Origin of the sequence: Crateriforma spongiae, assembly GCF_012290005.1 — a bacterium.
Classification (GTDB): domain Bacteria; phylum Planctomycetota; class Planctomycetia; order Pirellulales; family Pirellulaceae; genus Crateriforma; species Crateriforma spongiae.
Genome location: NZ_JAAXMS010000007.1, coordinates 348,241 through 371,460, shown reverse-complemented (window position 1 = coordinate 371,460; position 23,220 = coordinate 348,241). Strand labels below are relative to the sequence as shown.

General features: G+C 59.5%; 16 protein-coding genes. 8 read left to right on the top strand and 8 right to left on the bottom strand.

Annotated features, from left to right (window positions below; genetic code table 11):
• Positions 1-25 precede the first annotated feature (25 nt).
• The 3 genes from glmS to HFP54_RS19670 all read left to right on the top strand — a co-directional run bounded on the left by glmS (position 26) and on the right by HFP54_RS19670 (position 3,144).
• Positions 26-1,882, top strand: coding sequence for a glutamine--fructose-6-phosphate transaminase (isomerizing) (gene glmS / locus HFP54_RS19680; protein ID WP_168566474.1), 1,857 nt, complete (start codon positions 26-28; stop codon positions 1,880-1,882).
• Positions 1,883-2,041: 159 nt separating this feature from the next.
• Entirely contained in the window at positions 2,042-2,242 is a 201-nt protein-coding gene (locus HFP54_RS19675; RefSeq protein WP_145293708.1) for a hypothetical protein, read from the top strand.
• Between the two features lie 131 nt (positions 2,243-2,373).
• Positions 2,374-3,144: a tetratricopeptide repeat protein gene (locus HFP54_RS19670; RefSeq protein ID WP_206036301.1), complete on the top strand. Its 771-nt coding sequence runs from the start codon at positions 2,374-2,376 to the stop codon at positions 3,142-3,144.
• Between the two features lie 97 nt (positions 3,145-3,241).
• Here HFP54_RS19670 and HFP54_RS19665 read toward each other — a convergent pair whose 3' ends face one another.
• Positions 3,242-5,101, bottom strand: coding sequence for an AAA family ATPase (locus HFP54_RS19665; protein WP_168566473.1), 1,860 nt, complete (start codon positions 5,099-5,101; stop codon positions 3,242-3,244).
• Positions 5,102-5,430: 329 nt separating this feature from the next.
• Between HFP54_RS19665 and gyrA the strand changes: the two genes are divergently transcribed.
• On the top strand, positions 5,431-8,289 hold the full coding sequence (gene gyrA / locus HFP54_RS19660) for a DNA gyrase subunit A (protein ID WP_168566472.1): 2,859 nt from the start codon (positions 5,431-5,433) through the stop codon (positions 8,287-8,289).
• Between the two features lie 61 nt (positions 8,290-8,350).
• Here the strand turns inward: gyrA and HFP54_RS19655 are convergent, their stop codons facing one another.
• Positions 8,351-9,373, bottom strand: a complete 1,023-nt coding sequence (locus HFP54_RS19655; protein ID WP_168566513.1) for an oxidoreductase family protein — start codon at positions 9,371-9,373, stop codon at positions 8,351-8,353.
• Between the two features lie 211 nt (positions 9,374-9,584).
• Positions 9,585-9,917, bottom strand: a complete 333-nt coding sequence (locus HFP54_RS19650) for a HesB/IscA family protein (RefSeq protein ID WP_145293699.1) — start codon at positions 9,915-9,917, stop codon at positions 9,585-9,587.
• Positions 9,918-10,121: 204 nt separating this feature from the next.
• Here HFP54_RS19650 and HFP54_RS19645 point away from each other — a divergent pair, with 204 nt between their 5' ends.
• Positions 10,122-11,144: a rhomboid family intramembrane serine protease gene (locus HFP54_RS19645; RefSeq protein WP_168566471.1), complete on the top strand. Its 1,023-nt coding sequence runs from the start codon at positions 10,122-10,124 to the stop codon at positions 11,142-11,144.
• A gap of 109 nt (positions 11,145-11,253) precedes the next feature.
• Here HFP54_RS19645 and treZ read toward each other — a convergent pair whose 3' ends face one another.
• Positions 11,254-14,043 carry a malto-oligosyltrehalose trehalohydrolase gene (gene treZ / locus HFP54_RS19640; RefSeq protein ID WP_168566470.1) on the bottom strand — a complete coding sequence of 930 codons (2,790 nt, stop codon included), beginning with the start codon at positions 14,041-14,043 and terminating at the stop codon, positions 11,254-11,256.
• Between the two features lie 266 nt (positions 14,044-14,309).
• Between treZ and HFP54_RS19635 the strand changes: the two genes are divergently transcribed.
• Entirely contained in the window at positions 14,310-15,614 is a 1,305-nt protein-coding gene (locus HFP54_RS19635) for an endonuclease/exonuclease/phosphatase family protein (protein WP_235952062.1), read from the top strand.
• Complete coding sequence (locus HFP54_RS19630; RefSeq protein WP_168566469.1) at positions 15,605-16,840, top strand: glycosyltransferase; 1,236 nt, start codon at positions 15,605-15,607, stop codon at positions 16,838-16,840. The genes HFP54_RS19635 and HFP54_RS19630 overlap by 10 nt, the downstream gene beginning before the upstream one ends.
• Positions 16,841-16,916: 76 nt before the next feature.
• Here HFP54_RS19630 and HFP54_RS19625 read toward each other — a convergent pair whose 3' ends face one another.
• Positions 16,917-18,182, bottom strand: a complete 1,266-nt coding sequence (locus HFP54_RS19625; RefSeq protein ID WP_168566468.1) for an anti-sigma factor family protein — start codon at positions 18,180-18,182, stop codon at positions 16,917-16,919.
• Positions 18,183-18,532: 350 nt separating this feature from the next.
• Here HFP54_RS19625 and HFP54_RS19620 point away from each other — a divergent pair, with 350 nt between their 5' ends.
• Positions 18,533-19,342, top strand: a complete 810-nt coding sequence (locus HFP54_RS19620; protein WP_146416224.1) for a class I SAM-dependent methyltransferase — start codon at positions 18,533-18,535, stop codon at positions 19,340-19,342.
• On the opposite strand, the gene HFP54_RS19615 is transcribed toward HFP54_RS19620, so the two are convergent.
• From HFP54_RS19615 to HFP54_RS19605, 3 genes are read right to left on the bottom strand one after another with little or no spacing between them, the layout of a single operon-like run.
• The gene (locus tag HFP54_RS19615; RefSeq protein WP_168566467.1) at positions 19,323-21,164 is read right to left on the bottom strand and encodes a GspE/PulE family protein; all 1,842 of its coding nucleotides are present in this window, start codon (positions 21,162-21,164) and stop codon (positions 19,323-19,325) included. The genes HFP54_RS19620 and HFP54_RS19615 overlap by 20 nt on opposite strands.
• A 34-nt stretch (positions 21,165-21,198) precedes the next feature.
• Positions 21,199-22,407, bottom strand: coding sequence for a hypothetical protein (locus HFP54_RS19610; protein ID WP_168566466.1), 1,209 nt, complete (start codon positions 22,405-22,407; stop codon positions 21,199-21,201).
• Position 22,408: 1 nt separating this feature from the next.
• A complete protein-coding gene (locus tag HFP54_RS19605) occupies positions 22,409-22,933 on the bottom strand; it encodes a hypothetical protein (RefSeq protein ID WP_168566465.1) in 525 nt (174 codons plus the stop codon).
• Positions 22,934-23,220 lie beyond the last annotated feature (287 nt).

Genomic DNA, 23,220 nt, shown 5'->3' with positions numbered 1-23,220 from the left:
TTTTCACCACGGGATATCACCAACCATGTGTGGGATCGTTGGATATGTCGGCGCGACGGATGCCGAACCTTTTTTGGTCGACGGTCTGCGTCGGTTGGAATACCGCGGGTATGACAGTTCGGGTGTCGCCATCCACTGCGGTGAATCGATTCATGTGACCCGCGCCGTGGGGCGGATCCAAGCCCTTGCCGATCGCCTGGGACCGACACCGCGATCCGGCGTTGTGGGGCTGGGGCACACCCGCTGGGCCACACACGGTCCGCCGACCGAGACCAACGCGCACCCACACATCGGTGGCGACGGTGAAGTGGTCTTGGTCCACAACGGTGTGATCGAAAACTTTCAAGAACTGAAAGATCAGCTGACCGCCAAAGGGTATGCATTCAAATCGGCAACCGACAGCGAAGTCATCGCGCATTTGATCGCCGAAGGCTTGAAGGTCACGCCCGACAATCCCGATCAGCCCAACACCAAGTACGTCACCGCGGTTCAATGGGCGATTGCACAACTGCGGGGAACCTATGGCCTGGCGGTTCTGTTTCGTGAACGTCCCGGTTTGATGGTCGCGGCACGTTTTGGATCGCCGTTGGTACTGGGCGTGGGACGGGGTGAATTCTTTGTCGCCAGTGACGCATCGCCCATCGCCGGGCGCACCGACCGCATCGTGTACTTGGCCGATCACCAAGTCGCGGTCCTGACCAAGGACGGCTTTTCGGTCCTGCATAAGGACCAGGGCAAGATCCGCGTCGACATTCAACCGCTAAGCGTGGAAAGCAACGATGTCGATCTGGCGGGTTTCCCGCACTACATGCTGAAAGAAATCCACGAGCAACCCGAATCGCTGCGCAACGCGATGCGTGGTCGCCTGGATGACGAAAACGCGACGGCGGTCTTCGGCGGTCTGAACATGACGCCGCAACAGATCCGAACCGTCCGTCGAATCATTCTGACCGGCTGTGGTACCAGTTGGCACAGCGCGCTGGTCGGCGAATACATGATCGAAGAATTGGCACGGATTCCCGTGTCGGTTGAATACGCCAGTGAACTGCGGTACCGCAACCCGCCGATCGAAAATGACACGTTGGTGTTCGGGATCACCCAAAGCGGTGAAACCGCCGATACCTTGGCAGCGATCCGTGAAACCAAACGCAAAGGGCACCGGACGCTGGCCATCAACAACGTCGTCGGCAGTAGCATCGCCCAAGCGGCCGACGGCGGCATCTACTTGCACGCGGGTCCGGAAATCGGTGTGGCCAGCACCAAAGCCTACACATCACAGTGTTGTGTCTTGGCCATGCTGGCGTTGTACTTCGGACGGATGCGTCACCTGAGCTTTGAAAGCGGTCAACGCATCATCGAAGAATTGCGGATGCTGCCCAACGCAGTCGCCGAAGCGTTGCGCTGTGATGCCACCGTCAAAGAAATCGCGGCCAAGTACCACGAGGCGTCCACGTTCCTGTACCTCGGTCGGCAATACAATTTCCCGACCGCCTTGGAAGGCGCGTTGAAGCTGAAAGAAATCAGTTACATCCACGCCGAGGGTTATCCGGCGGCCGAGATGAAACACGGGCCGATCGCCTTGGTCGACGAACACACGCCCAGTGTCTTCATCGTCCCCAAAGGCACGACCTACGACAAAGTCGTGGCCAACATGGAAGAGGTCAAAGCCCGCGGCGGCCCGATCATTGCGATCGCAAGCCAGGACGATCCGCAGGTCCAAAAGATCGCCGATGACGTTATCACGATCCCCGATGCCCCCGGGCTGACCCAGCCGATCGTGTCGATCGTCCCCCTCCAACTATTGTCCTACCACATTGCGCTTTTGCGGGGTTGTGACGTTGATAAGCCACGCAATCTGGCGAAAAGCGTCACCGTGGAGTGAAAATTTAGCGATAGCGTTGTCTTTGCAGACTTGGTAGCCAGAATGGCTTAGCGTGAGGCGGAAACCCGCAAGGGGCACTCGCCGACCACCCGCATGAGCCTGATCGGGCCACTCCGGGTCTTTTCAGACAACCCGAATCCACTTCGAAGACGCCGTCCTATGAAAGATTTCGAACTCAGCTATCGAGCCCGCAAAGCCCTGATGGTGCACATCGGTGAAGAGGCCGGTGCAGAAATCGCGAACCTGATCAACGAAATGGCGACCGAGATCCAGGAACTGCGTCGCACCAAGGTCAGCGTCACCAAGATCGTCCCCGGTGCGGTCACCGAAACGCGAGAATTCAACGAAGAACCGGTGTGAATGAACATTTGATCGTCATAGACGGCAAAAATGTTTGAAGACGATCGTCGGGACGACTAGAGTGCTGGAGACTGAATTCAGCTTCTCTGACCTCCCCTAAGAAGCCCGATTCCGGGTGGAGACGATCCCGAATGACGCGACATTTCCAGTGGTTTTACGCGGCCGCTGCCCTTCTGGCTTGCTGCCTGACGACGGCCCCCGCACAAGGCCAGCTTTCGGTCCTGAACACGATCTACGGCCAGGGCGTCCACGCCTATAACTCGCATCAGTACGACCAGGCGTATCAACTCTTCAGCCAGGCAATCACCCACGGCTATCAAGACCCTCGGGCCTACTACTTCCGCGGTTTTGCGGCCGATGCGATGGGGCGGCAATACGAGGCGGAGGCCGATTGGCAGGCCGGTGCCGAGCTGGAAGCCCGCGGTAAAGTTAACGGTGACATCGGCCGTTCCTTGTCACGAATTCAAGGATCCGCGCGGTTGAAGCTGGAAGAAATTCGCCGTGAAGCACGCGTCCAGCAATTGATGCTTGGCCAAGCACGGTCCAATCAGCGGATGAACGAGATCCAAGCCGCTTCGCCTGCACCAGCCACGCCGCCCCCCGCCCCCCCGGTCGCTGACGCACCCGCCATGCCGCCGGCTGATCAAGTCGACCCGTTCGCCGACGATCCGGTGGCCGACGCCACGGTCGAAAGCAAGGATGTGCTGGAAGGCACCTTGGACGAAGATCCGTTCAAGACCGACGGCAATGCGGCCGCGGCACAGCCGGCCGACGCCCCTGCCGACGACAACCCGTTCGGCGGCAGCGACGATTCCAACCCGTTTGGCGACACCGGTGGTGACGACAACCCGTTCGGCGACATGGGCGGCGACGACAATCCGTTCGGTGATTCGCCTTTCTAACGCGAACGCTGACAATCGCCAGAAAGCACTTCAGCCGCCGGCCCCGAAAGGGTCGGCGGTTTCTTTTTGGATCGTCGGCCGACGCGTTGGTTTCACCTCAAGCGGCATCGCCATCATCAGCGGCGTTCCCATTGCTGGATGGGTCGCTCGTCGCATCTTGCTCACTTGCAGCGGCTTCAGGCAACTGGACCACCGGATCGCCAAAGTCCGGTGTGAAGCGGACCTGCGGGTCGTGTTCACAGGTCACCTCGGTCCCCAACAGCGCGTCGTCAATGACCATCGCCACGTCACATAGCGTACAGGTCACACGGACTTTGCCCGGCTCGGCCGCCATCGCAGCCAAATGAGCTTGGGTGACGCCGGCCACTTCGATGTCGTCCGCTTCCAACGTCGTCAGCAGTTCGCGATTCACTTCCGTCATCCCCGCCAAGCGATTGGCCAACCGACGGACGCTGCGTTCAAAACTGTTGCGCGACGTGCGGCCGTTGCCGAAGTGTCGGTCACGTTTCAGATAAAGATAGGTGAAGCCACGTAGCAGTCTTCGCCGTGCCTCGGTGGTCAATTCGTATTTCGACTTCTTGGCGATCAATTCGAAAATCCGGCACAACGCGGCCGGATCATAATCCTCGAATCGCATCGTCGTCCCGACCCGCGAACTTAGCCCGGGATTACTGCGAATCATCTTGTTCATTTCATTCGGATACCCGGCCAAGATGACGACCAGTCGCTCGCGTTGATCTTCCATGCGTTTCAAAAGCGTCTGCACGGCTTCACGGCCATACTGATCCTGGCCGCTTTCATCGATCAAGGTGTAGGCTTCGTCGACAAACAGAACGCCGTCCAAAGCCTCATCGATCTTGGCGTTGGTTTTCGGTCCCGTCTGCCCCGCATATTCCGCGACCAAACCGCTGCGATCGGTTTCCACCAAGTGACCTTTTTCCAGGACGCCAAGGGCACCATAGATTTCGGCAACGATCCGCGCCACGGTTGTCTTTCCGGTGCCGGGGTTCCCGACGAACGCCATGTGCAGACTGGGTTTGCTGGTGGGCAAGCCCGCTTCGGTCCGCAGCTTTTCCATCCGCAAAAAATTGGTCAGCGTTTCGATCTGGTCCTTGATTCCATCCAGGCCGACCAGCCGGTTCAGTTTCTGGCGTGCGTCGTCCAAACGCTGTTCCGGAGTCCGATCGTCGTCGGGATCCACTGCCGGCGTTCTTGCGGTGACCGCCGGTTTCGGTGACGCCGCGGCCGGTCCACCGGTCGGCATCGGTGTCGGCTCGGCGGGCCGGCCCGCACTGGCACCGGCCCCATCACGCAACCGTTGGGCTTCACGACGCAACCAATCAATGGCTTCCCGGGCGGCGTCGGTGTCTTCGGGATGATTGACCTCCGGTTCAACCGCTGGTTCGGACGGGCTGGTCGATTGCCAAGTTCGACCTTCGCTGATCTCCATCTGCCGCATGATTGATTCGATGCAATCCTGTTCATTCAAATCGATTCCGCCGTCGACCGCGGCAATCAGCTTGGCCATCCGCATGACCAACGATTCCAGTTCACCGTATCGGTCGCGGATCGAAGGGATCTGGGCGAACGGACGTACCAGATCGGCCCACTGGAACTGAACCGCCGTTTGGACCAGCCAATCGACCGCGTCGCGCAGCTTGGATCCCATGACGGTTTGTCCCCACAGGTGTTCCAACAACACGCGTCCCATTTGACGCTGCTGCATCGATTGGAAACCTGCGTCGGGCACCACGGTGGCAAACACCTTCATCACCAACCCCTGGTGCAGATCATCCATCTGATCGGCAATCGATGCGGCGTCCCCGTCGCCCTGGCCCAGCCAGCTGTAGGAGCCACGGATCAGCTTGCCGCTTTCGATAAACAGCGTCCGGGTCTCTTGAAGTGCCTCGCGATACAGCCGAATGGACTCGATAATGGCGTCGTTGGGATCAGACATGACAGACTCGAGAAACGGGACCGCCGATCCGCCCGAAGGCGAAGCACCGATCGATGGAAAAGGGCACCCTTGTGGGGCAGCGCGTGCCGACACGCCAAGGCGTCGCCACACAATCCTACCGTGGCGACGGCGGCACCGCGCCCTGCCGCACTGGGCGACCGCAAATTCACCACATAAAGCCATGCCAGTCAATAACTTATGACGCCTGCACGTCACTCCGGGGCCGTTGTGGCCGGGACCCAAAATCCTTACACTAACCGGTTCGTTCAGCGGCGAATCTGAGCCCCAAATTCGGCCGGCCGGTCCCCCTATAGCCAAGAGCAACGACGTTGGCAGACGACGAATTCGAAGACGGCAACGAAAACCAATCAGACAATCCGTCGGACGCCGAACCGTCCGAGTCGGGTCCGGAAAATACCGGCGCCGATGACGTCGAAGCCGGTTCAGAAAACGGCAACGGCGATCCACCGTCGGGCACCGACATGGTCACGCCGGCCGGAGACGGGGAAGGGGGCCGTGGTGCCCTGCGGATGGTCGATCTGCCGATCGAAGACGAACTGCGTGACAGCTATCTGACGTACGCGATGAGCGTGATCGTCAGCCGTGCCTTGCCCGACGTCCGTGACGGTTTGAAACCATCCCAACGTCGGATTTTGGTCGCGATGAACGACCTGAACCTCGGCCCGGGCAGCAAGCGGGTCAAGTGCGCAAAGATTTCCGGCGACACTTCGGGTAACTATCACCCGCACGGTGAAAGCGTCATCTATCCGACGCTGGTTCGCATGGCCCAAGAATGGAACATGCGCAGCCTGTTGATCGACAAGCAGGGGAACTTCGGCAGTATCGCGGGCCTTCCCCCGGCGGCGATGCGATATACCGAAGCTCGCTTGAGTGCCGTCGCGGCCAACATGCTGGACGACCTGAAACTGGACACGGTCGATTACGTCCCGACCTACGACGAAGCACGCAGCGAGCCGACCGTTCTGCCCAGCAAGTTTCCGAACCTGTTGATCAACGGTTCCGGCGGGATTGCCGTTGGGATGGCGACCAGCATCCCACCGCACAACCCAACGGAAGTCTGCGATGCGTTGATTCGGTTGATCGATGAACCGGAAACAACGATCGACGAATTGTGCGAAATCATCCCGGGTCCCGATTTTCCCACCGGCGGGATCATTTGCGGACGGGCCGGCATTCGACGCGGTTACAAGACCGGACGCAGCACAATGGTGGTGCGCGCCCGTTGCCGAATCGAGGAGATGAAGGGCAACCGCCATCGCATCATCATCACCGAGATTCCGTACCAACAGTATCGCGACCGGATCGTTGAAAAGATCGCCGCGCTGGTCAACGGCGACAAAGTCAAAGGCATCTCCGCGATCCGCGATGAAAGTGATCTGAAGGAACCGGTTCGTCTGGTCGTCGAACTGAAACGCGACGCCGATCCGGATGTCGTGCTGAATCAGCTGTATCAATTCAGCCCGCTTCAAGACACCTTTTCGCTGATCTTCTTGGCCCTGGTCGACGGCAAGCCGCGTGAACTGACGCTGAAGGAAATGCTGACGGAGTTCCTTCGTCACCGCGTCCACGTGATTCGGCGCCGCACCCAATTCTTGCTGGCCAAAGCACGCCGCCGCAAACACACCGTCGAAGGTTTGTTGCTGGCACTGGCCAACATCGACGAGATCATCCAAACGATCCGCACCAGCCGTACCCAGCCGGAAGCCAAACAGCGGTTGATGGGCATCGAATGCCCCTCATCACTGATGCAGCGGGCTCTGGGCGACGAAGGTTTCAAACAATTCGTCATTGAACGCGGCGAGGCGGAATCGTACACGCTGACCAGCGTCCAAGCGGACGAGATCCTGCGGATGCGGTTGGGCCAGTTGGTCAACCTGGAACAGGAAAAACTGACCGATGAACATGCTGAGTTGCTGAAGGAAATTTCCGACTATTTGGACATCCTGGGCGATCAGGCACGCGTCTACGGGATCATCAAAGATGACTTGGAAGAGATCAAACGACGCTTTGGTGACGCACGCCGGACGGAAATCTCCGGTGAAGAACTTGGTAACATCGATCTGGAAGACCTGATCACCGAAGAAACCATGGTGGTTTCGATCAGCCACAACGGGTACATCAAACGCACGCCAACCAGTGTCTACAACACCCAGCGTCGTGGCGGCAAAGGCCTGAAGGGTGCCAAGACCGACGAAGCCGATCCGATCGCGTTGCTGTTTGTCGCCAGTACCCACGCGTACCTGTTGTTCTTGACGACGACCGGTAAAGTTCGCTGGCAAAAGGTCTATGACTTGCCGCAACTTGCCCGAGATTCTAAGGGACGCGCGATCGTCAATCTGCTGAACTTGGAAGATGGCGAACAGATCGCCGAGTGTTTGGTCGTGCGGGACTTTGACCAGGAAGGTTACTACGTCGCGATGGCGACCCGAAAAGGCTTGGTCAAAAAAACACCGCTGGAACAGTACAGCCGACCGAAGCGAGGCGGCATTATCGCCATCAAACTTCGCGAGGATGACGAATTGGTCGATGCCGCCGTCGTCGGCCCCGGTGATGAATTAATGATGGTCACCAAGACCGGCATGGCGATTCGTTTTAAGGAATCCGATTCTCGCCCGATGGGTCGTAACACCTCGGGGGTCAAAGGCATCTCCCTGGTCGGCGACGACGAAGTCGTCGGCATGGTGGTCGCCGATCCCGATGCGACGCTGCTGACCGTTTGCGAAAACGGCTACGGCAAACGCACCCCGTTCGGTCCGAATTTGGTGGAAACCGATGAAGACGATGCGGGAGAAGAAGAATCGACCAGCTCGGGTGCCCGATACCGAACACAAAAGCGTGGTGGTAAGGGGCTGCGAGACATCCGCACCAGCGAACGCAACGGACAAGTGGTCGGCATTGCCGTCGTCAAAAACGACGACGAAGTGTTCATGATGACTGCCAAAGGCAAGATCCAGCGGATCAAGGCCGGCGATATCAGCGTGATCGGTCGCAACACCCAAGGTGTTCGGATCATGAACGTCGACGCGGACGATTCTCTGATCGAAGTGGTGCGTGTGCCGGCCGAAGAACGCGATGAGGAAGAAGCCGAAACAGCGCCGACACCTGACGGCGGTGACTCCAATGACTCGGACAACGTTCCGGCGGCGGAAGATCAAAACGAACAGTGACCTCCGGTCGCTGATTCGTTTCGGTTCGCGGCACGCCGATTCAGCATCGTCACCAAATGGTTCAGACGTCGGAGGACGTCGGTGATTGCGCCGACGTCAACGCTTGGTGAACCATATGCCGGGAATAGCCGGTCAGCTTGGCATGGCCGGGACACCAGCCTTCCAGAAAACGCACGAAATCCGCCCAGGCCAGTGGATACAGTTGTCGCCACTGCGTTTCCAAGGCGTCCAGATCGAATCGATCACCGTGATGGCGGACCACGGCGGCACGCAGTGCAGCGAAATAGATGGCCAGGTAAGTCGATTCGTTTCGCTGACATTCCGATTCGTCGACGCAACTGCTTAAGAAGTACGCCACGTCCTTCATTCCGCATCCGCGACCGACGTACTGGAAATCCACCATCGCCGGCGCCGATCGCTCGTCAGCGGGAAAACACATGTTGGCGACCTTGGCATCACCATGAACCAGCGTCTGGAAGAAGCTCTCATTCAAACGCTGATCAATCACAGCGGCTTGGCGTTTCAGATCATTCTCGGGCATCGCCCGCCATTCGTCCGGCCGGGTGTCCAAATGCCAGTACGTTCCGATCGGCCACAGTCCATCGAAGCCGGTCGCATCGTCGGCCGGGTGCAAGAACGTGCCATGGAAATTGGCTAACCACGCCAGCCCGCGAGCCACACCGTCGATGTCCAATCGGCCCAATCGCAAGGGAAACCCTGCGGCATCCAGATCTTCCAGCACCAATGTCAGGCTATCTTGGTCACTGGCTTGGCCCCAGCAACGGGCGACGCGGCAACGATCGTCGCATCGGTCCGCGAATCGGGCATAGAACGCCGATTCCACTTCGTAGGAACGCAACTTTCGTCGATGAGAAATCGGTGTATCCCATCCGCGAGGGTGGCGTCCGGGCTGGTCGCCGACTTGCGGCGGCCGCACCTGCTTGACGATCACCGTAGGGACCGACGCTTTCACCAAGGGAACACGGACGATTTGGCCGTACCCGCTCCAAAGCGACTGAACTGGCGTCGTGGGGCCGACCGATTCGGCGCCCGCAACGTCGCAAATCCAGTCTTCTAATGGCATTAAGGAATCCAACGTGGCGGTCCCGGCGTCGATTTGAAACGGAGGCCTCAAGCACAATTCCGCCACCGCGGGACGGCAAGCGGCCACTGGCTGCCAACAGAAACGGCTGGCCAACAGAAACGGCCATGCGATCGATCGCATGGCCGTCGGCGAAATTTGATTCGTGCCAGCCCGTCAGTGCGACGGCGTCAAAGGCATCCTGTCTTGGCAATCAGGCCTGGAAACTGCTGCCGCAGCCACAGCTTTTAACTGCGTTGGGGTTGTCGAAGGTGAACCCCTTCTTTTCCAGGCTTTCGTACCAATCGACGGTCGTGCCATCCAGGTACAGAGCACTTTTCTTGTCGACGACCACGGCCACGCCGTGCCATTCGTACTTGGAATCGACTTTGTCGTCGAAGCTGTCGTCGAAGTTCAGGGTGTAGTTGAAGCCGCTGCAGCCGCCACCGGCGACGCCGATGCGCAGCAGCATCGAATCGTCAAAATTGTGTTCTTTTTGGAAGCGTTTGACTTCTTCGGCAGCACGTTCGCTGAGCTTGATTGCCATATCGGGATTTCCCTTTTCGTCAATTCGTCGGGGCTATGAATCGGTCTTTCCGGCCGGTCTATCGTTCCAACCGACAATGCATGATATTCATCAACGGACGATTTCGACAAGTCTTTTCGCGTCCGATCACGGTCGAGTGATGGGCGCCGAACCATCCAATCCGCCATTGGCCACGCTTTAACTCCCCCCATCCCCCCCTCATTCATGCGAAAAATCGGGACTCTTTCACAGCCCAGGGACGCCCGCCGGTTTTGCGACTATCTGTTAACACGCCAGATCGACGCGACGTGGGAACAGGAATCCGACGGATGCGACGTCTGGATCCGTGACGAATCGGACGTGGAAGCGGCCCGAACCGAACTCGGCACGTTCCGCCAAGACCCGGGTGCCCCCCGCTATGACGTGGGTGATCAGGTCAAAAAAATTCGCAGCGAGCAGGCCAAACAGCAACAGCGGATGCAGAAGAACATCCGTTCGGTACCCACCGGCGGTCCGGGGATGGGACGCATGCGTCAGGCGAACATCCCGCTGACCATCGGGATCATTGCAATTTCGGTCCTGGCCAGCTTTGGGACCAACTTTGGCAACGTCGATTGGGCGGATCCCCGGAACGCCGATTTTCGGGACAACCTCTCGTTGGAAACCAAAAGTTATTTGGCGATGTCGTTTGTCGACCGCTACGACTATGCAACCTTGCAAAGCGAACGTGGTGAAGTGGTCGACTGGACGGTGTTCGCGACCGCGGACGGTGGCGACAGCTTGGCATCGTTAAAAAAGGGCCAAGTTTGGCGTCTGATCACACCGATGTTTTTGCACGGCAGCGTGATTCACCTGCTGTTCAACATGCTGTGGATCTACACCTTGGGGTCGTCGCTGGAACGACTGCACGGGTCGCTGTTTTTCGCCGGTCTGGTGCTGGTCAGCCAGATCGCGGGAATGCTGGTGCAGGTGCTGCTGCCCGACTGGTTGCCCCCGTCGTTGCAAGGATCACCGTTCGCCATCGGTGCCTCCGGTGCAGTGTTCGGACTGTTCGGATACATCTGGATTCGTCCGAAGGTCGAAGCCCTGTACCCGATCCGCATGCCACCCCAGAACGTCATGCTGATGCTGGGATGGCTGGTGATTTGCATGACGCCACTGATCGGCAACGTTGCCAACGGCGCTCACTTGGGCGGATTACTGGGCGGCGTCGCTGCCGCTTATTTGTGGCCCGGGCGTGTAACCTGACCGGTTCGAACCGCCTACCGCGGGTTGCCTCTCGCTTCGCAAAAGCAGCGTCCCCGAACTCCCGTTTCGTAAGTCGAAAGACGACGATGCCCGGCGCTGACGTAACGCATCAACCGTCAGCCAAGCCGCGTGCGGTGATCAATGCCCGTGATGCCGCGGCATGTTCTTGGTCGGCGGCGCTATCGGTTTCCTCACGATACTGATCGGCCATGGAATCCATCACCGTCGATTCACCATCGCGGCACTGCAGGACGGCAGCGGAAACCTGGCCGGCCAAGCACACTTGAATCGTAACGGCGACCTTGTCGTTGCTGTAACGCATGACAAACACGTTCTTTGGTCCTGCCAAGACGTCATAACAATCATCGCCGAAGCAAGCAGCCTGTTGCAGTTGCTTTCGCATCGCAATCAAATCGCGATACCATCGCCACATCGATTCCGATCCGGCCGACCTCGGACCGATCTTGGATGATTCCATGGCGGCAGGATCGGTGGGCAAATGCCCGGCCGACCAATCGTGCTGTGGATATTCGCGGCGCCGCCCTTCGACCACGGATTGCCGAAGATGATCATCGCCAAAATCGACAAAGAACGAAAACGGGTTGGGGCAAGCGAACTCTTCCCCCATGAATAGCATCGGAATGGCGGGCGACAGAATCAGCAAGGCAGCAGCGGCACGTTGCGCCGACATCCCGGCGATGGTGTGCAGCCTTTGGCCCAGCGGATGATTGCCGATGAAATCATGATTCTGAATCGAATAGACCAAGCCCGCAGTGTCCACTCGCGCCCCCGGTTCGGTCCGCTGGCGTGGCGAACGTACCGTGCCTTCGAAGACATAGCCCTGTGACATGACCTGTCGCAGGTCGCTTTCGGCGTGATAGGTCCGTTGGGACAGTTGTTCGCCCGGACGAAGAACGGCAAAGACGCTGTGCAGAAAGTCGTCACACCACTGCGCGTCAAAGTTCATGCCGCCCTGTGACCGAGGAATCAGCATCTGGGGATCGTAGATGTTGGACTCGGCGATCAGCGATGGTTTGCGGCCCTTCGAATCACCCCACTTTCGAACCGCCTCCGACAATTCAGCCACCCAGTGGTTTTCACTGTCGTCGGCGATGCAGTGGATCGCGTCGACACGTAAACCGTCGATACGGTATTCATCCAACCAGTGAATCGCGTTAGCGATCGCGAACCGTCGGACTTCGCGATCGGTCGGCGGCTGGTCAAAGTTTGGTGCATCACCCCAGACCGTGTGATGCTTGGCGGAAATGTATCCGCCCAGTGGATGCAGATAGTTGCCTTCCGGCCCAAAGTGGTTGTAGACGACGTCCAGGATGACAGCCAATCCTTTGCCATGGGCCGCATCGACGAAGTCGCGAAACTGATCCGGCGTGCCATAGTCGGCCATGGGTGCAAACCAATCGACGCCGTCATAGCCCCAGTTCCAGCGTCCGCCACAGGCCGCGACCGGCATGATTTCAATCGCATTGACACCCAGTTCGACCAGTTCGTCCAGTCGATCAATCGCCGCCTGATAGGTCCCCGCATCGGTGAACGTTCCCAGATGCAGTTCGTAGATAATCAAATCATCACGACCGATCGAATCGGCGCATCGGTGTGCCCATGCGTGTCGGCGGTCGACGACTTGTGACGGACCATGAACACCATCCGGCTGAAAACGACTGGCCGGATCGGGGACAACGGTTTCACCGGACAATCGATAGCGATAGCGTGTCCCCGCAGGACACTCATTGACCAACCCCACGTGATATCCAACATCCGTCCGACGCAGCCGATGGGTGGACATTGGTTGATCGCCTTGGTCGACCAGCAAGACTTCAACCTCTTGGTGCGAAGGTGCAAACACCACAAAACGCGTGGTATCCCGATGGATCAGCGATGCCCCCAAATGACCGTGCAGGCGATCAATCTCCAGGCTCGAAGGACACGTCGTTGCATCGGAGCCAATGGTGGGATCTGATCCGTCACGCCCCACCAATCCGAACCACCGACACCCTTGCCAGACGCCGGCGGTGCTGTGATCGTCGGCCAAAAACAGCCGTCCTTCCCAGCCCGATTCACGATGATGCCGCAACACGCGTGAAGCCAAGGAACGATCAGCGTTGCCGACAACCACCGCTGGAATGCCGCTGATCAAAGCAGCCAGATCGTTCCCCGAATCACCGGCGAAGGCGATTTGGTCGGAATCGATTCCAAAGTGTTGAATCCACCAATGCAATGCATGGGCTTTGGTCACCCCGCGGGGCATCACATCGATCAACCCGTCACCGTTGAACGGGTCAACGCTGTGAACGATGCCAAAAGGCAAATCTTGCTGATCCAGAAACTCACGAATCGCGGCGACCCGCTGCTCAAGTTCATGCTGGTCCGCGTAAAAACTCAGTTTGAAGCGGGCCTGTTTTTCGGGCTCTTGCAATCGAATGCCGTCGATCGCTTGCAAACGTCGCCGCAGATCATCCGCGTCGATGTCACCGGTGATCCGCGACAGTTCGTCGTCATAGGCTTGCAGGCGTTCAAACCCGTCGGTCACGACATCGCCCGCGGGGGAGCGTCCCGCAACGTCACCGGCCTGACGGTGATAGATGCTGCTACCGACATCGCACAGAATCCATTCGGGCAGGGGCAGATCAAACTGTCCGATCGCATCGCCCACTGATTCCAAATGCCGCCCCGTTAAAAACGCCATGCGCAAACGCGGCTGCCCGGGCGTCGGTTGGATGGCTTGATGAAATCGCCGTAAAGCTTCGGTGCTGGCTTCGAGCCGGCGTTCCGCTTCGTCGACCGACAAGCCGCCACGCACCGCCTCCCGCACCTGCAGCGGGATCAGAGTGCCGTCCAGGTCGGTTGCCAAATACGAGTGCTTTGGTTGATTGGATTCCATGAGATTCAATACTGAGCGAATGACGGATCAGGATTGGATGGGCTTCGAGTGTGGTGCGACGCCGCCGGTGCCCGTCCCGGGTCTCGTTTGATAGGGTGTGAATATCGAAAACACTTGGCTTGACCGTTTGACGACGTCAACCGTGGCGGTGATCGGGCGACGCGATTGGAACACGCACGGGCGTGGGCGTCGACCGAACCATCGCCCTGCCGTCTCCTTTCCGATCCGGATCCGTAGCGATCCTGTATGTAGAGTGTGGATGTCGAATGAATCGCTGGATTTGCGTCATTGCAGTGCTGGCCATGGTGATCACCGGATGCGCCAAATCGGAACCCGATGCCACCGCGTCGGCAAAGCCATCCGGTTCTGATTCGACTCAACCAGCATCGCCGATCGCAGCAGATCCGGCAGACTCCGACACTCCGGACCCCCAAGCCCCCCAATCGATGCCGGGCACTGTGATCTCACCCGCGACCGGCGAAATTCCGCCTAAGAAGGACGGCGTTCTTCGGATCGCCACGTTCAATGTGTCGCTGTACGGCAAAGCCCCCGGACAAATGATGGAACGCCTGGCTGATGGCAAGGACCAGCAAGCCGAACGGATCGCGGCGATCGTTCAAACGGTGCGTCCGGATGTCTTGCTACTGAATGAAATCGATTTTGACGAAGACGCCGCGACGGTAAACGCGCTGAACGATTTGTTCTTTGCGGTCGGCAATACCGAACGCGAAGGACACCGGTTCGAGCACGTTCGTTCATTCCCCAGCAACACGGGCGTCGATTCGGGACTGGACCTGGACGATAACGGGCTACCCGGCCAACCCAATGATGCTTGGGGATACGGTGTGTACGAGGGGCAGTATGCGATGGCCGTGCTTAGCCGTTTTCCCATCGATGACGAACAGATCCGGACATTTCAGACGTTGCGTTGGGCGTCGATGCCCGATCCCCAAGTTCCGGTCGATCCCAAATCGGGTGAAACGTACTACGACGAAGACGTTTGGAATCAGCTGCGGTTGTCCAGCAAGAATCACATCGACGTTCCGGTGCGAATCGGTGAACGCACGCTGCACGTTCTTGCCAGCCACCCGACGCCGCCGGTTTTCGACGGTCCAGAAGACCACAATGGATGCCGCAACCACGATGAGATTCGCTTCTGGACGGATTACTTGGACGGTTCGTCCGACGCCTGGATGATTGATGATGCGGGGGTTCAAGGCGGCTTTGATTCCGACGACCCGTTCGTGATCATGGGTGACCTGAATGCCGATCCGGTTCGCGGCGACGGCCGACGTGAAGCCATCATCAACTTGCTGGAACACGATCGCACGACCGATCCACAGCCCATCGGCGCGGCGGTCGCGGAAAAGGAACCTTCCGATAGCGTCAGCCCTCACGCGACTGCCGACTTTGGTCGCAACGGATGGATGCGGGTCGACTACGTGGTACCTGATCAATCACTGGAGCTTCGTGACAGCGGTGTGTTTTGGCCGGGACCGGATTCCCCGCAACGCTATTGGATCACGGCCAGTGATCACCGCTTGGTGTGGATTGACGTCGTATGGCCGTGACGCCCGATCCCAACGCCCCCATCCGTGTGCTGTTGATGATCGGATCGATGGACGGCGGCGGCAGCGAACGACAAATCCTGCATTTGCTGCGTCATTTGGATCGCGACCGGTTTGAACCGCATCTGTATCTGAAACGTGCCGAAGGGATCTTTTTGAAGGCCGTTCCGCCGGATGTTCCGGTCCACGTGGCATCGGATTTTGCCACGGACATCCAACGCAATTGGCCCGGTCGAATCCACCGCCAAGAATCCCGAGAACTGGCGATGCTGCTGCGTGACGAACAGATCGATGTCGTTTACGACCGCACGTACCACATGACATTGACTGCGTCGTCGGCTTGCCGACGGTGCCGCGTGCCACGTGTTTCCACGATTGTCAGCCCGCCAAGTCACGCGTTGCCAATGGTCGAAACGAAATTCATTGCTTGGAAACGCCGTTTGCTGGCGATGGCCTATCGCCGATCCTTCCAGGTGATCGCGGTCAGCCGACAATCCGCCGAATCAGCCGCCCAGTCTTATGGATTGTCGCCCAATCGGATCCGAGTCATTCCCAATCCTATCGATTTGGATGCGTTGCGCAATGACGCCGCAGATGCGGAAACCCGAATCGGCCAACAGCACCAACGTTTGCGTCTGGTCTGTGTCGCCAGAATGACGCCGGAAAAAGGGCACGAGGTTCTGCTGGATTCACTTCGGAAGCTGCAATCCGGGCCGTCCGCCAACCGCATTGCAATTCAATTGGACTTGGTCGGCGACGGACCGCTGCGGCCAAAGCTTCAAAAGATCGTCGCGTCAAACGGCTGGAACCATCCGACTGCGACGTCCGAACCCGGGCGTCCGACCAATCACTGGGTCCGATTTCTGGGCCGATCGGAACGTCCGGCGGCACACATGGTGACGGCCGATGCCTTGGTACTGCCATCGCTGTTCGAAGGCATGCCCAACGTCGTGCTGGAAGCATTGGCGCTGAAGGTCCCGGTCATTTGCACGACCGCCGGCGGTGCACCGGAAATCCAGCGAGACAAGCCGATCGCTTTCTGGGCAGGGCAGGGCAATGCCGATCAACTGGCTGCCGCGATCGCGGCCATGTCACGTAGCCCCGAAAGGGTCAGCCGCCATGTTGAAAACGGTTTCGATGTGATCGGGCAACACCACAACGTGCAACGTACCACCGAACGGATCGAAGACATCCTGTCGGCCGCCGCCGGTCGCGGAATCGACCGCTAAGCCCTGCCAATCGCTTTGGGCGGCAGCAGCGATTTAGGCAAACGGTCAAAACCAGCGGCCGAGACTCGTGGTCGGCCTAGCGGACCAGGATAAAAACGTTGGACATGACGTCCGGCCCGTCATCGGCACCACCCGGCTGAAGCCCGGCGATGGCATCAGGTACCAATGTCGCTTGCAGTGGCAGGAACGCACGGTCGGCCAGGCTATCCACCAACTTCGACGATTCTGCCGAATCGATCATGTCACCAAAGTCGTGACGAACCGACGTCGGTTTGACATCGGCAAACTCCGATGCAACGCCTAGTACCGGAGCATCTGACGCCAAGCTAAGCCCCACGGATTCGACCTGTTCGCGATCCGCCAGCAGATTCATGATGAATCGGTCCAGCTGCTTCGCCGGGGCTTTCAAATACATCAGCGAACCCGACAGGTTTGCATCATCCACCGCGTTGGCGACGGCGCCCAAAACGGACGGGTCGACCGGTTGTTCGCTTTCGTCGGCCACGCGTGCACGTCGCATCGCGTCGCGGATCGGTGCCATCCCCAATCGCTTATCGACCAGCCGGATGTCCAGCACCAAAACGGCCTTGGTCGAACGTGACCGGCCCGTTGCCGATGCGCCGACCAAAGAATCCAACACCGCCGCATCTTCGGGCGGTGCAACCGTGTCTTCAGCCGCCGGAGTCATCGTCGAGGCATCTTTCGGTTGCGTTCGGCTGGCGACGGTATCCGGTCGTGGCAGCACGGTTTCGCGCGACGTCGAATCGATCCCGCCATCAACATCGGGGTCCGATTGCACCAGCATCGAATCCTGCTGGATCGACGACGGATCCGCTTGAGGCATCTCCGGTGGAACCACAACTTGGCTTCCCGGCTGCGTGTCGACATCGCGGACGTCTGACGAATCGGTCTGCGCCAGACCGTTGATCGGATCGACCGGTGATGGGTCGGGCAACAAAACGACGGCCAATGCAACCGATGCGGCCAAGGCCAAGCAGGCGCCCACGGCAACGACGCGTTTGACCGGCACCGCGATGGCGGTCCGTACGGGTTGTGTCGACGCCTTCAACAGCGGGTGGCTGTCCTCACAGCCCTCCAAACGGGCTCGTTCGATCGCCGATTCCACCACGCGGTCGGCAAAACCGTCGGGCAAAACATTCGATTCGCTTGCGGACAGTTCGCGCAAACGGTCACCCAGATCACGCAGACTTTCCAGATCCGCCCGCGCATCGGCGTCGTGTCGCAGACGGGCATCGATCCTCGCCTGCTGTTGCGCATCAACGGCACCATCCAAATAGCCGCTGAGCCGTTCTTCGATTTCGGGGTCTAAATCAGACATCATTCACGATTCGTTCAAGGACCACGCCGCGTTATGTTATCCGGATCGTGTATCCGGCGTGACCGACCAGGCCGATGGGTTTCATCCATGAAACAGCAGCCCCAGGCAACGCTGGCGGCTTCGTCGGCACGGTCGTGCGGTCGGTGGTGATTCATGGCATCGGATGACCACCGCGTTGCAAAAGTTCCCGCGTCGTGGGCCGGATTCGAAAAACCACGCATTTTTTTCGCGTTTTTTCGAGTATCCCCCCACGCGACGCTCATCTTCCCCGTTTTCATCGGCCCCCGAAGGCCGGCCACGCCATGGATCCACGAAACGCCGCATTGCGGGCCAATCGCCACACTTACGACGCGATGGCGGCGAAGAAAGATCCGCTTTGCCGCCCGGCCAGCGACGCGGAATTGGCCGATCCGCTGTCCACGGTGGACCCGATCGGCTGGCTGGGGGGATCGATTCACGGTTGGCGTGTGTTGTGCTTGGCCGCAGGCGGGGGGCGTCACAGTTCGCTGTACAGCGCCGCCGGTGCGGAGGTAACCGTGGTCGATTACAGCCCCGCGATGCTGGAGCTGGATCGTCAGATGGCCGCCCGCCACGGGCACCGGGTGCGGATCATCGAAACCAGCATGGACGACTTGGCGGGCCTGGGTGACGAATCCTTCGACTTGGTCGTCCACCCGGTCAGCACGTGTTATCTGCCGGATGTGTCCGGTGTCTTTTCCGAAGTCGCCCGGGTCACCAAACCCGGTGGTCTGTACATCAGCCAGCACAAGACACCGGTCAGCCTTCAAACGTCTTTGCGACGCGGTGGCGGTGGCAGCTATGAAATCCTGCATTCGTACTATCGACGCGATCCAGTGCCTGCACCGGAGCATTGGTCGGCAGCGGCACGCCGGCTGCGCGAACATGGTGCCACGGAATACCTTCACCGCTGGGAAGAACTGATCGGCGGGATGTGTCGATCGGGATTTGTGGTCGAAGACTTAACCGAACCCATGCATGCGGATTCGACCAGCGCCGCCGACTCGTTTGCCGACCGATGCCGGTTTGCGGCACCTTACGTTCGCATCAAGGCACGTCGCAGAACAACACCCACAAGCCCAAACCATCGTGCGATCAACGCTTCGGCATCGAATGCCACGGCCCCTAAGATCTGGACCCCATGACGGTCCCGCCCCGCAATGCGTCTTGAACACTGACGTGCCCGGCCAACAAATGCGTCCTTGTCTGTTCGGCCAGAGTCAGAACGCCTTGCCGGCGCGCGATGGTTTTGAAATCGCTGGCCGATCGAGTGACTGAACCGGCGTCGTTCCAAACGTCGTTTCGATCAATCTCATCGGGGATCCGTATCACTTCATACAGATACATCGTTCCCTGATACCCGGACTGGTCACACGCGTCACATCCGGCGGCCTGGTACAGCACGGCATCCTGCGTCAACGACAAACGCTGGGCGGTCGCCCGATCGGGACGCGTCGGTCGGCGACAATGATCGCACAGCCGTCGCAAGCTGCGCTGGCCGATGATGCCGGACAGTGATGATGTGAAAGGCGCAGCGGAATCGCCGTAGCTGCACAACCGACGAAAGCCCGACAACGAATCGCTACTGCGCATCATGCCGATGACCAGCGCGCCGGCCGATGCCGCGTCGGCACACAGACGCGCGGTGCCTGCATTCCAGGGTTCACCGAGCAACACGACATCGGGATCTTGGTTCAAGCAGACCTGTAGGGTTTGTGTCATCCCCAAGCCGGCGGCCTCGCAGGTCAGCACTTGGTTAATGCCGGGCATCGACACCGTTCCACGCCGCTCCGCCGAGCATACGTTTCGGGTGACGTCGTTCAATTCGGCGGCAAAGGCTTGCATGGTGGCCCGCTTTCCGCTCCCACGCGGCCCGCAAATGGCAACCAGACCGTGGGACGATTGCAGGATCGTGCGTACCCGTGCCAGCTGGACCGGGTCCATCGACAACGCGTCCAAGGATTCCGCGACAGCCGAAAGTTCGCGCAACCCCAGAACCATGCTTTCGCCGGCGGCGGTCGGAAAAGTCTGCAGGGAAACATGAAAACGTTTTGCCCCGCGCAGCAGGGTGAATCCGCCTTCTTGTGGCAGACGACTCTCGCTGCGGCGAACACGCGATCGCAACTTCAACGCGTCGCTGATTTGGCGATACAAAGCGACGGAAAACGCGCCGTGGACAGACAAGCGGCCTTCGGCACGGATTCGAATGCGGCAGGTGTCGCCGGCCGGTTCCAAGTGAATATCCGTGGCGTCTTGGCGAATGGCTTCCGCCAGAAGGTCGGCGATGGCTTGGTCGGATTCCGATGCAGCGCCGATCGAAAGTGTGCGTTTGGCCGCATCGATTTCGTCGGACGGCCGTTCCGCTGGCGAAACCTGCTCCGCCGGGCGCTGGATCGTCGGACGTTCATCGTGCGAAGGGTCATCGCAGGCCTCCGCTGCCTTTGCGTGTCGCAGCAAGCCATCCTGACGATTGGTTGAATCATGCAACGCGGCGATCAGCCGTCCGACGACATCGGCGGTGGCAAACATGGGGCGAATCCGGCGATCCAATTGGCGACCGATCGCATCGGCGTGACGCAGCCCGTCGGGACAGGCGACGGCCACTTCCAAAGTGAAACCGTCATCAGCCAACGGTGCCAGCGAATGCTTCTCGCACACCTCCTTGGGAATCGATTCGGCGACCGATCGGTCGACCGGCAACGGCTCATCGACGGGCGGATCAAAGACGGGGATCAGGTACATTTGTGAAAACGCATGTGCGATCGCCGTCTGATCGATCAATCCATCGGTGCCCAGAACCGGGGCGCTGCCGACACCGTCTTGCAGCGGAGAATCGCTGGCATCCTCCGGGGCCTCGCACCAGCGCAGCACGGCATCGGGATCCATGCGTCCCACCTGCATCGCCCACTGACTGGTACCGGCGGAACCCTGAGGATCAACGGAGATCTCGTTGGAGATGGATTTCATCACGTGGTGACTCTTTGACACAAAAAAGCGGTCGCTAATGGGTCCGAGATCCCAGCGGGGCAGGGCGGACGATCTTTTCAAAACAAGCCTGGGACCATCGACCCAACGCAACCAAACGAACCGACCAGGAGCGAATCGTTGACTTGGCCGAAGGCTTTGGCGGGCGTTGTCGCCGGACGAAAACCGTCCTGGGCAAGGCCGACGACCCGCCGGACGACATCGAACGGTCCTTTTCGCTGGACGCCCGACGGTGCGGGGAATTGGGGTTCGCTGGGTTTGAGTGCGGTGAAGACGGTGGCGTCGACGATGTCCCGTTCGAATCAGAAACTTGGCCACGCAAGGCCAGATTCATCGCGATGGATTCACGATCCAATGTCTGAGCGGGCAACCAAGTCCAGCGTTGTCCCCATCGACGTCCCCAAGCGGTGGTGGAAATCAAGGATTTCAATTCGTCGCGGCCATAGACGACGACCAAATCGGCGGCAAAACGCGAAGCGGGACGATGCCGAAACAAACGACCAGACGCTTCATCGACCAAGCCTTCGACCACGTCCAAGACTCCGGACGCTTCATCGCCACCGGGCAGCGGGCAACGACGCACCAGCACGGGCACACCCCCGCAGCAAACGCAAACCCATTGGTCGCGCAGGCCCAAGAAGACGTGCACCGCGACCATCGACGAGGACCGGAACGGTCGATTCCAGCCGGCCGACGGCACAATCAAATCCGGCGTGATCGCAACGACCTGTGATCGATCGTTCGCGACGTTCACCTCCTGCGCGGCTGGACCGCCATGCAGTGCAGACACGATCGACCGCATTTGACCGCCTGGCGTGGTCACGTCCACACGATGCCCACCGAAATGATCGCTTAAACGAAACGACTGCAGAACAGTACCGCCGTCCATTTCCTGTGACACGTCGTTGAACCGGAGCTGCCTGCCGGCAACACCGTTTGACGATTCGATCGGAACAGGCGAGTCGGCGGAGACTCGCACTTGGCAAAGCGACAGTGGGCATCCCACCACCAAACGATCCGCGGAAAGATCATGCCCCAGGGAATTCAACAGGTCCGAGAGCGCGACATCTTCGGTCGATCGGGTGAAATCCTGTGACGCGTGGCGAAACGAAACCCCTCCCCACCAAGTTCGGTGCACTCGGCAAGCGTGCAATACGTTGGCGTCCCAGTGGACTGCCGTGCTGGCTTGCGATTCCGGGATGGATTTCAGTTTCGCGACTTCCACATCACCGATCCGAATCGCCGTGAATGTCGGGTCGCCCTGCCCAACCGCCGGCAATCAGATCCGGCGAAACGAACTGGCCCGAAAGCAAATCTTGTGGAATCAAGTCGCCGGTCACACTGCTGCGACGTGAATCGAAACCTTGTTCGGTGAAGATCACGGTGTACTTGTTGTCGGTCGCCGTGCCGGCGCGGGTCAGCGTCAGACTCCATGCGTCAGTGGTGCTGTCGACCGGGCCGATCGAGAAATGGATCGGGGCGGTGCGGTCCAAGTCCAACTGGCTGAGGTTTGCCGCGTAGTGCCCCGCCTGGGCGTGAAAATCGACTTGTGCTTCGCGAACGCTGTTCAGGAAGTCGAAAGCATCGGTGGCCTTTTCACGTTCCATGTTCGCCATCACCCGCGGCACCCAATAAACCGCGACCGCGCCGATGACCAGCACCAGCGAGACTTCGACGACAGAAATGCCACGCCGTGGACGCCCCTCTGGTCGCTGCGGGCATTGATTCAAACGGGTATGGAATAACGACATGGTTCTTTTCGCCCCGGTCCGGTGGCTGGGCGGCGGATCGGTTCGCCTGGTTCGCATTTGCCGCCGTGCCCACCGCGGGCGACATCGGCCGAGGTCGATTCGCATCGCCAAACCGCCCGTGGGCTTGCGGGAACGAATGCCGACCTAGGAAACCCTTAGGCCGCCGCCTGGCGTTGAGACGGACAATTCGGCGGACATCGCGGCGGCGACATGGCGACGATGGGGGCACCGCAACCGAATCGAGCGATTTTGTGGATCGTGACGATTGATCGTCCGAATCAAAACGG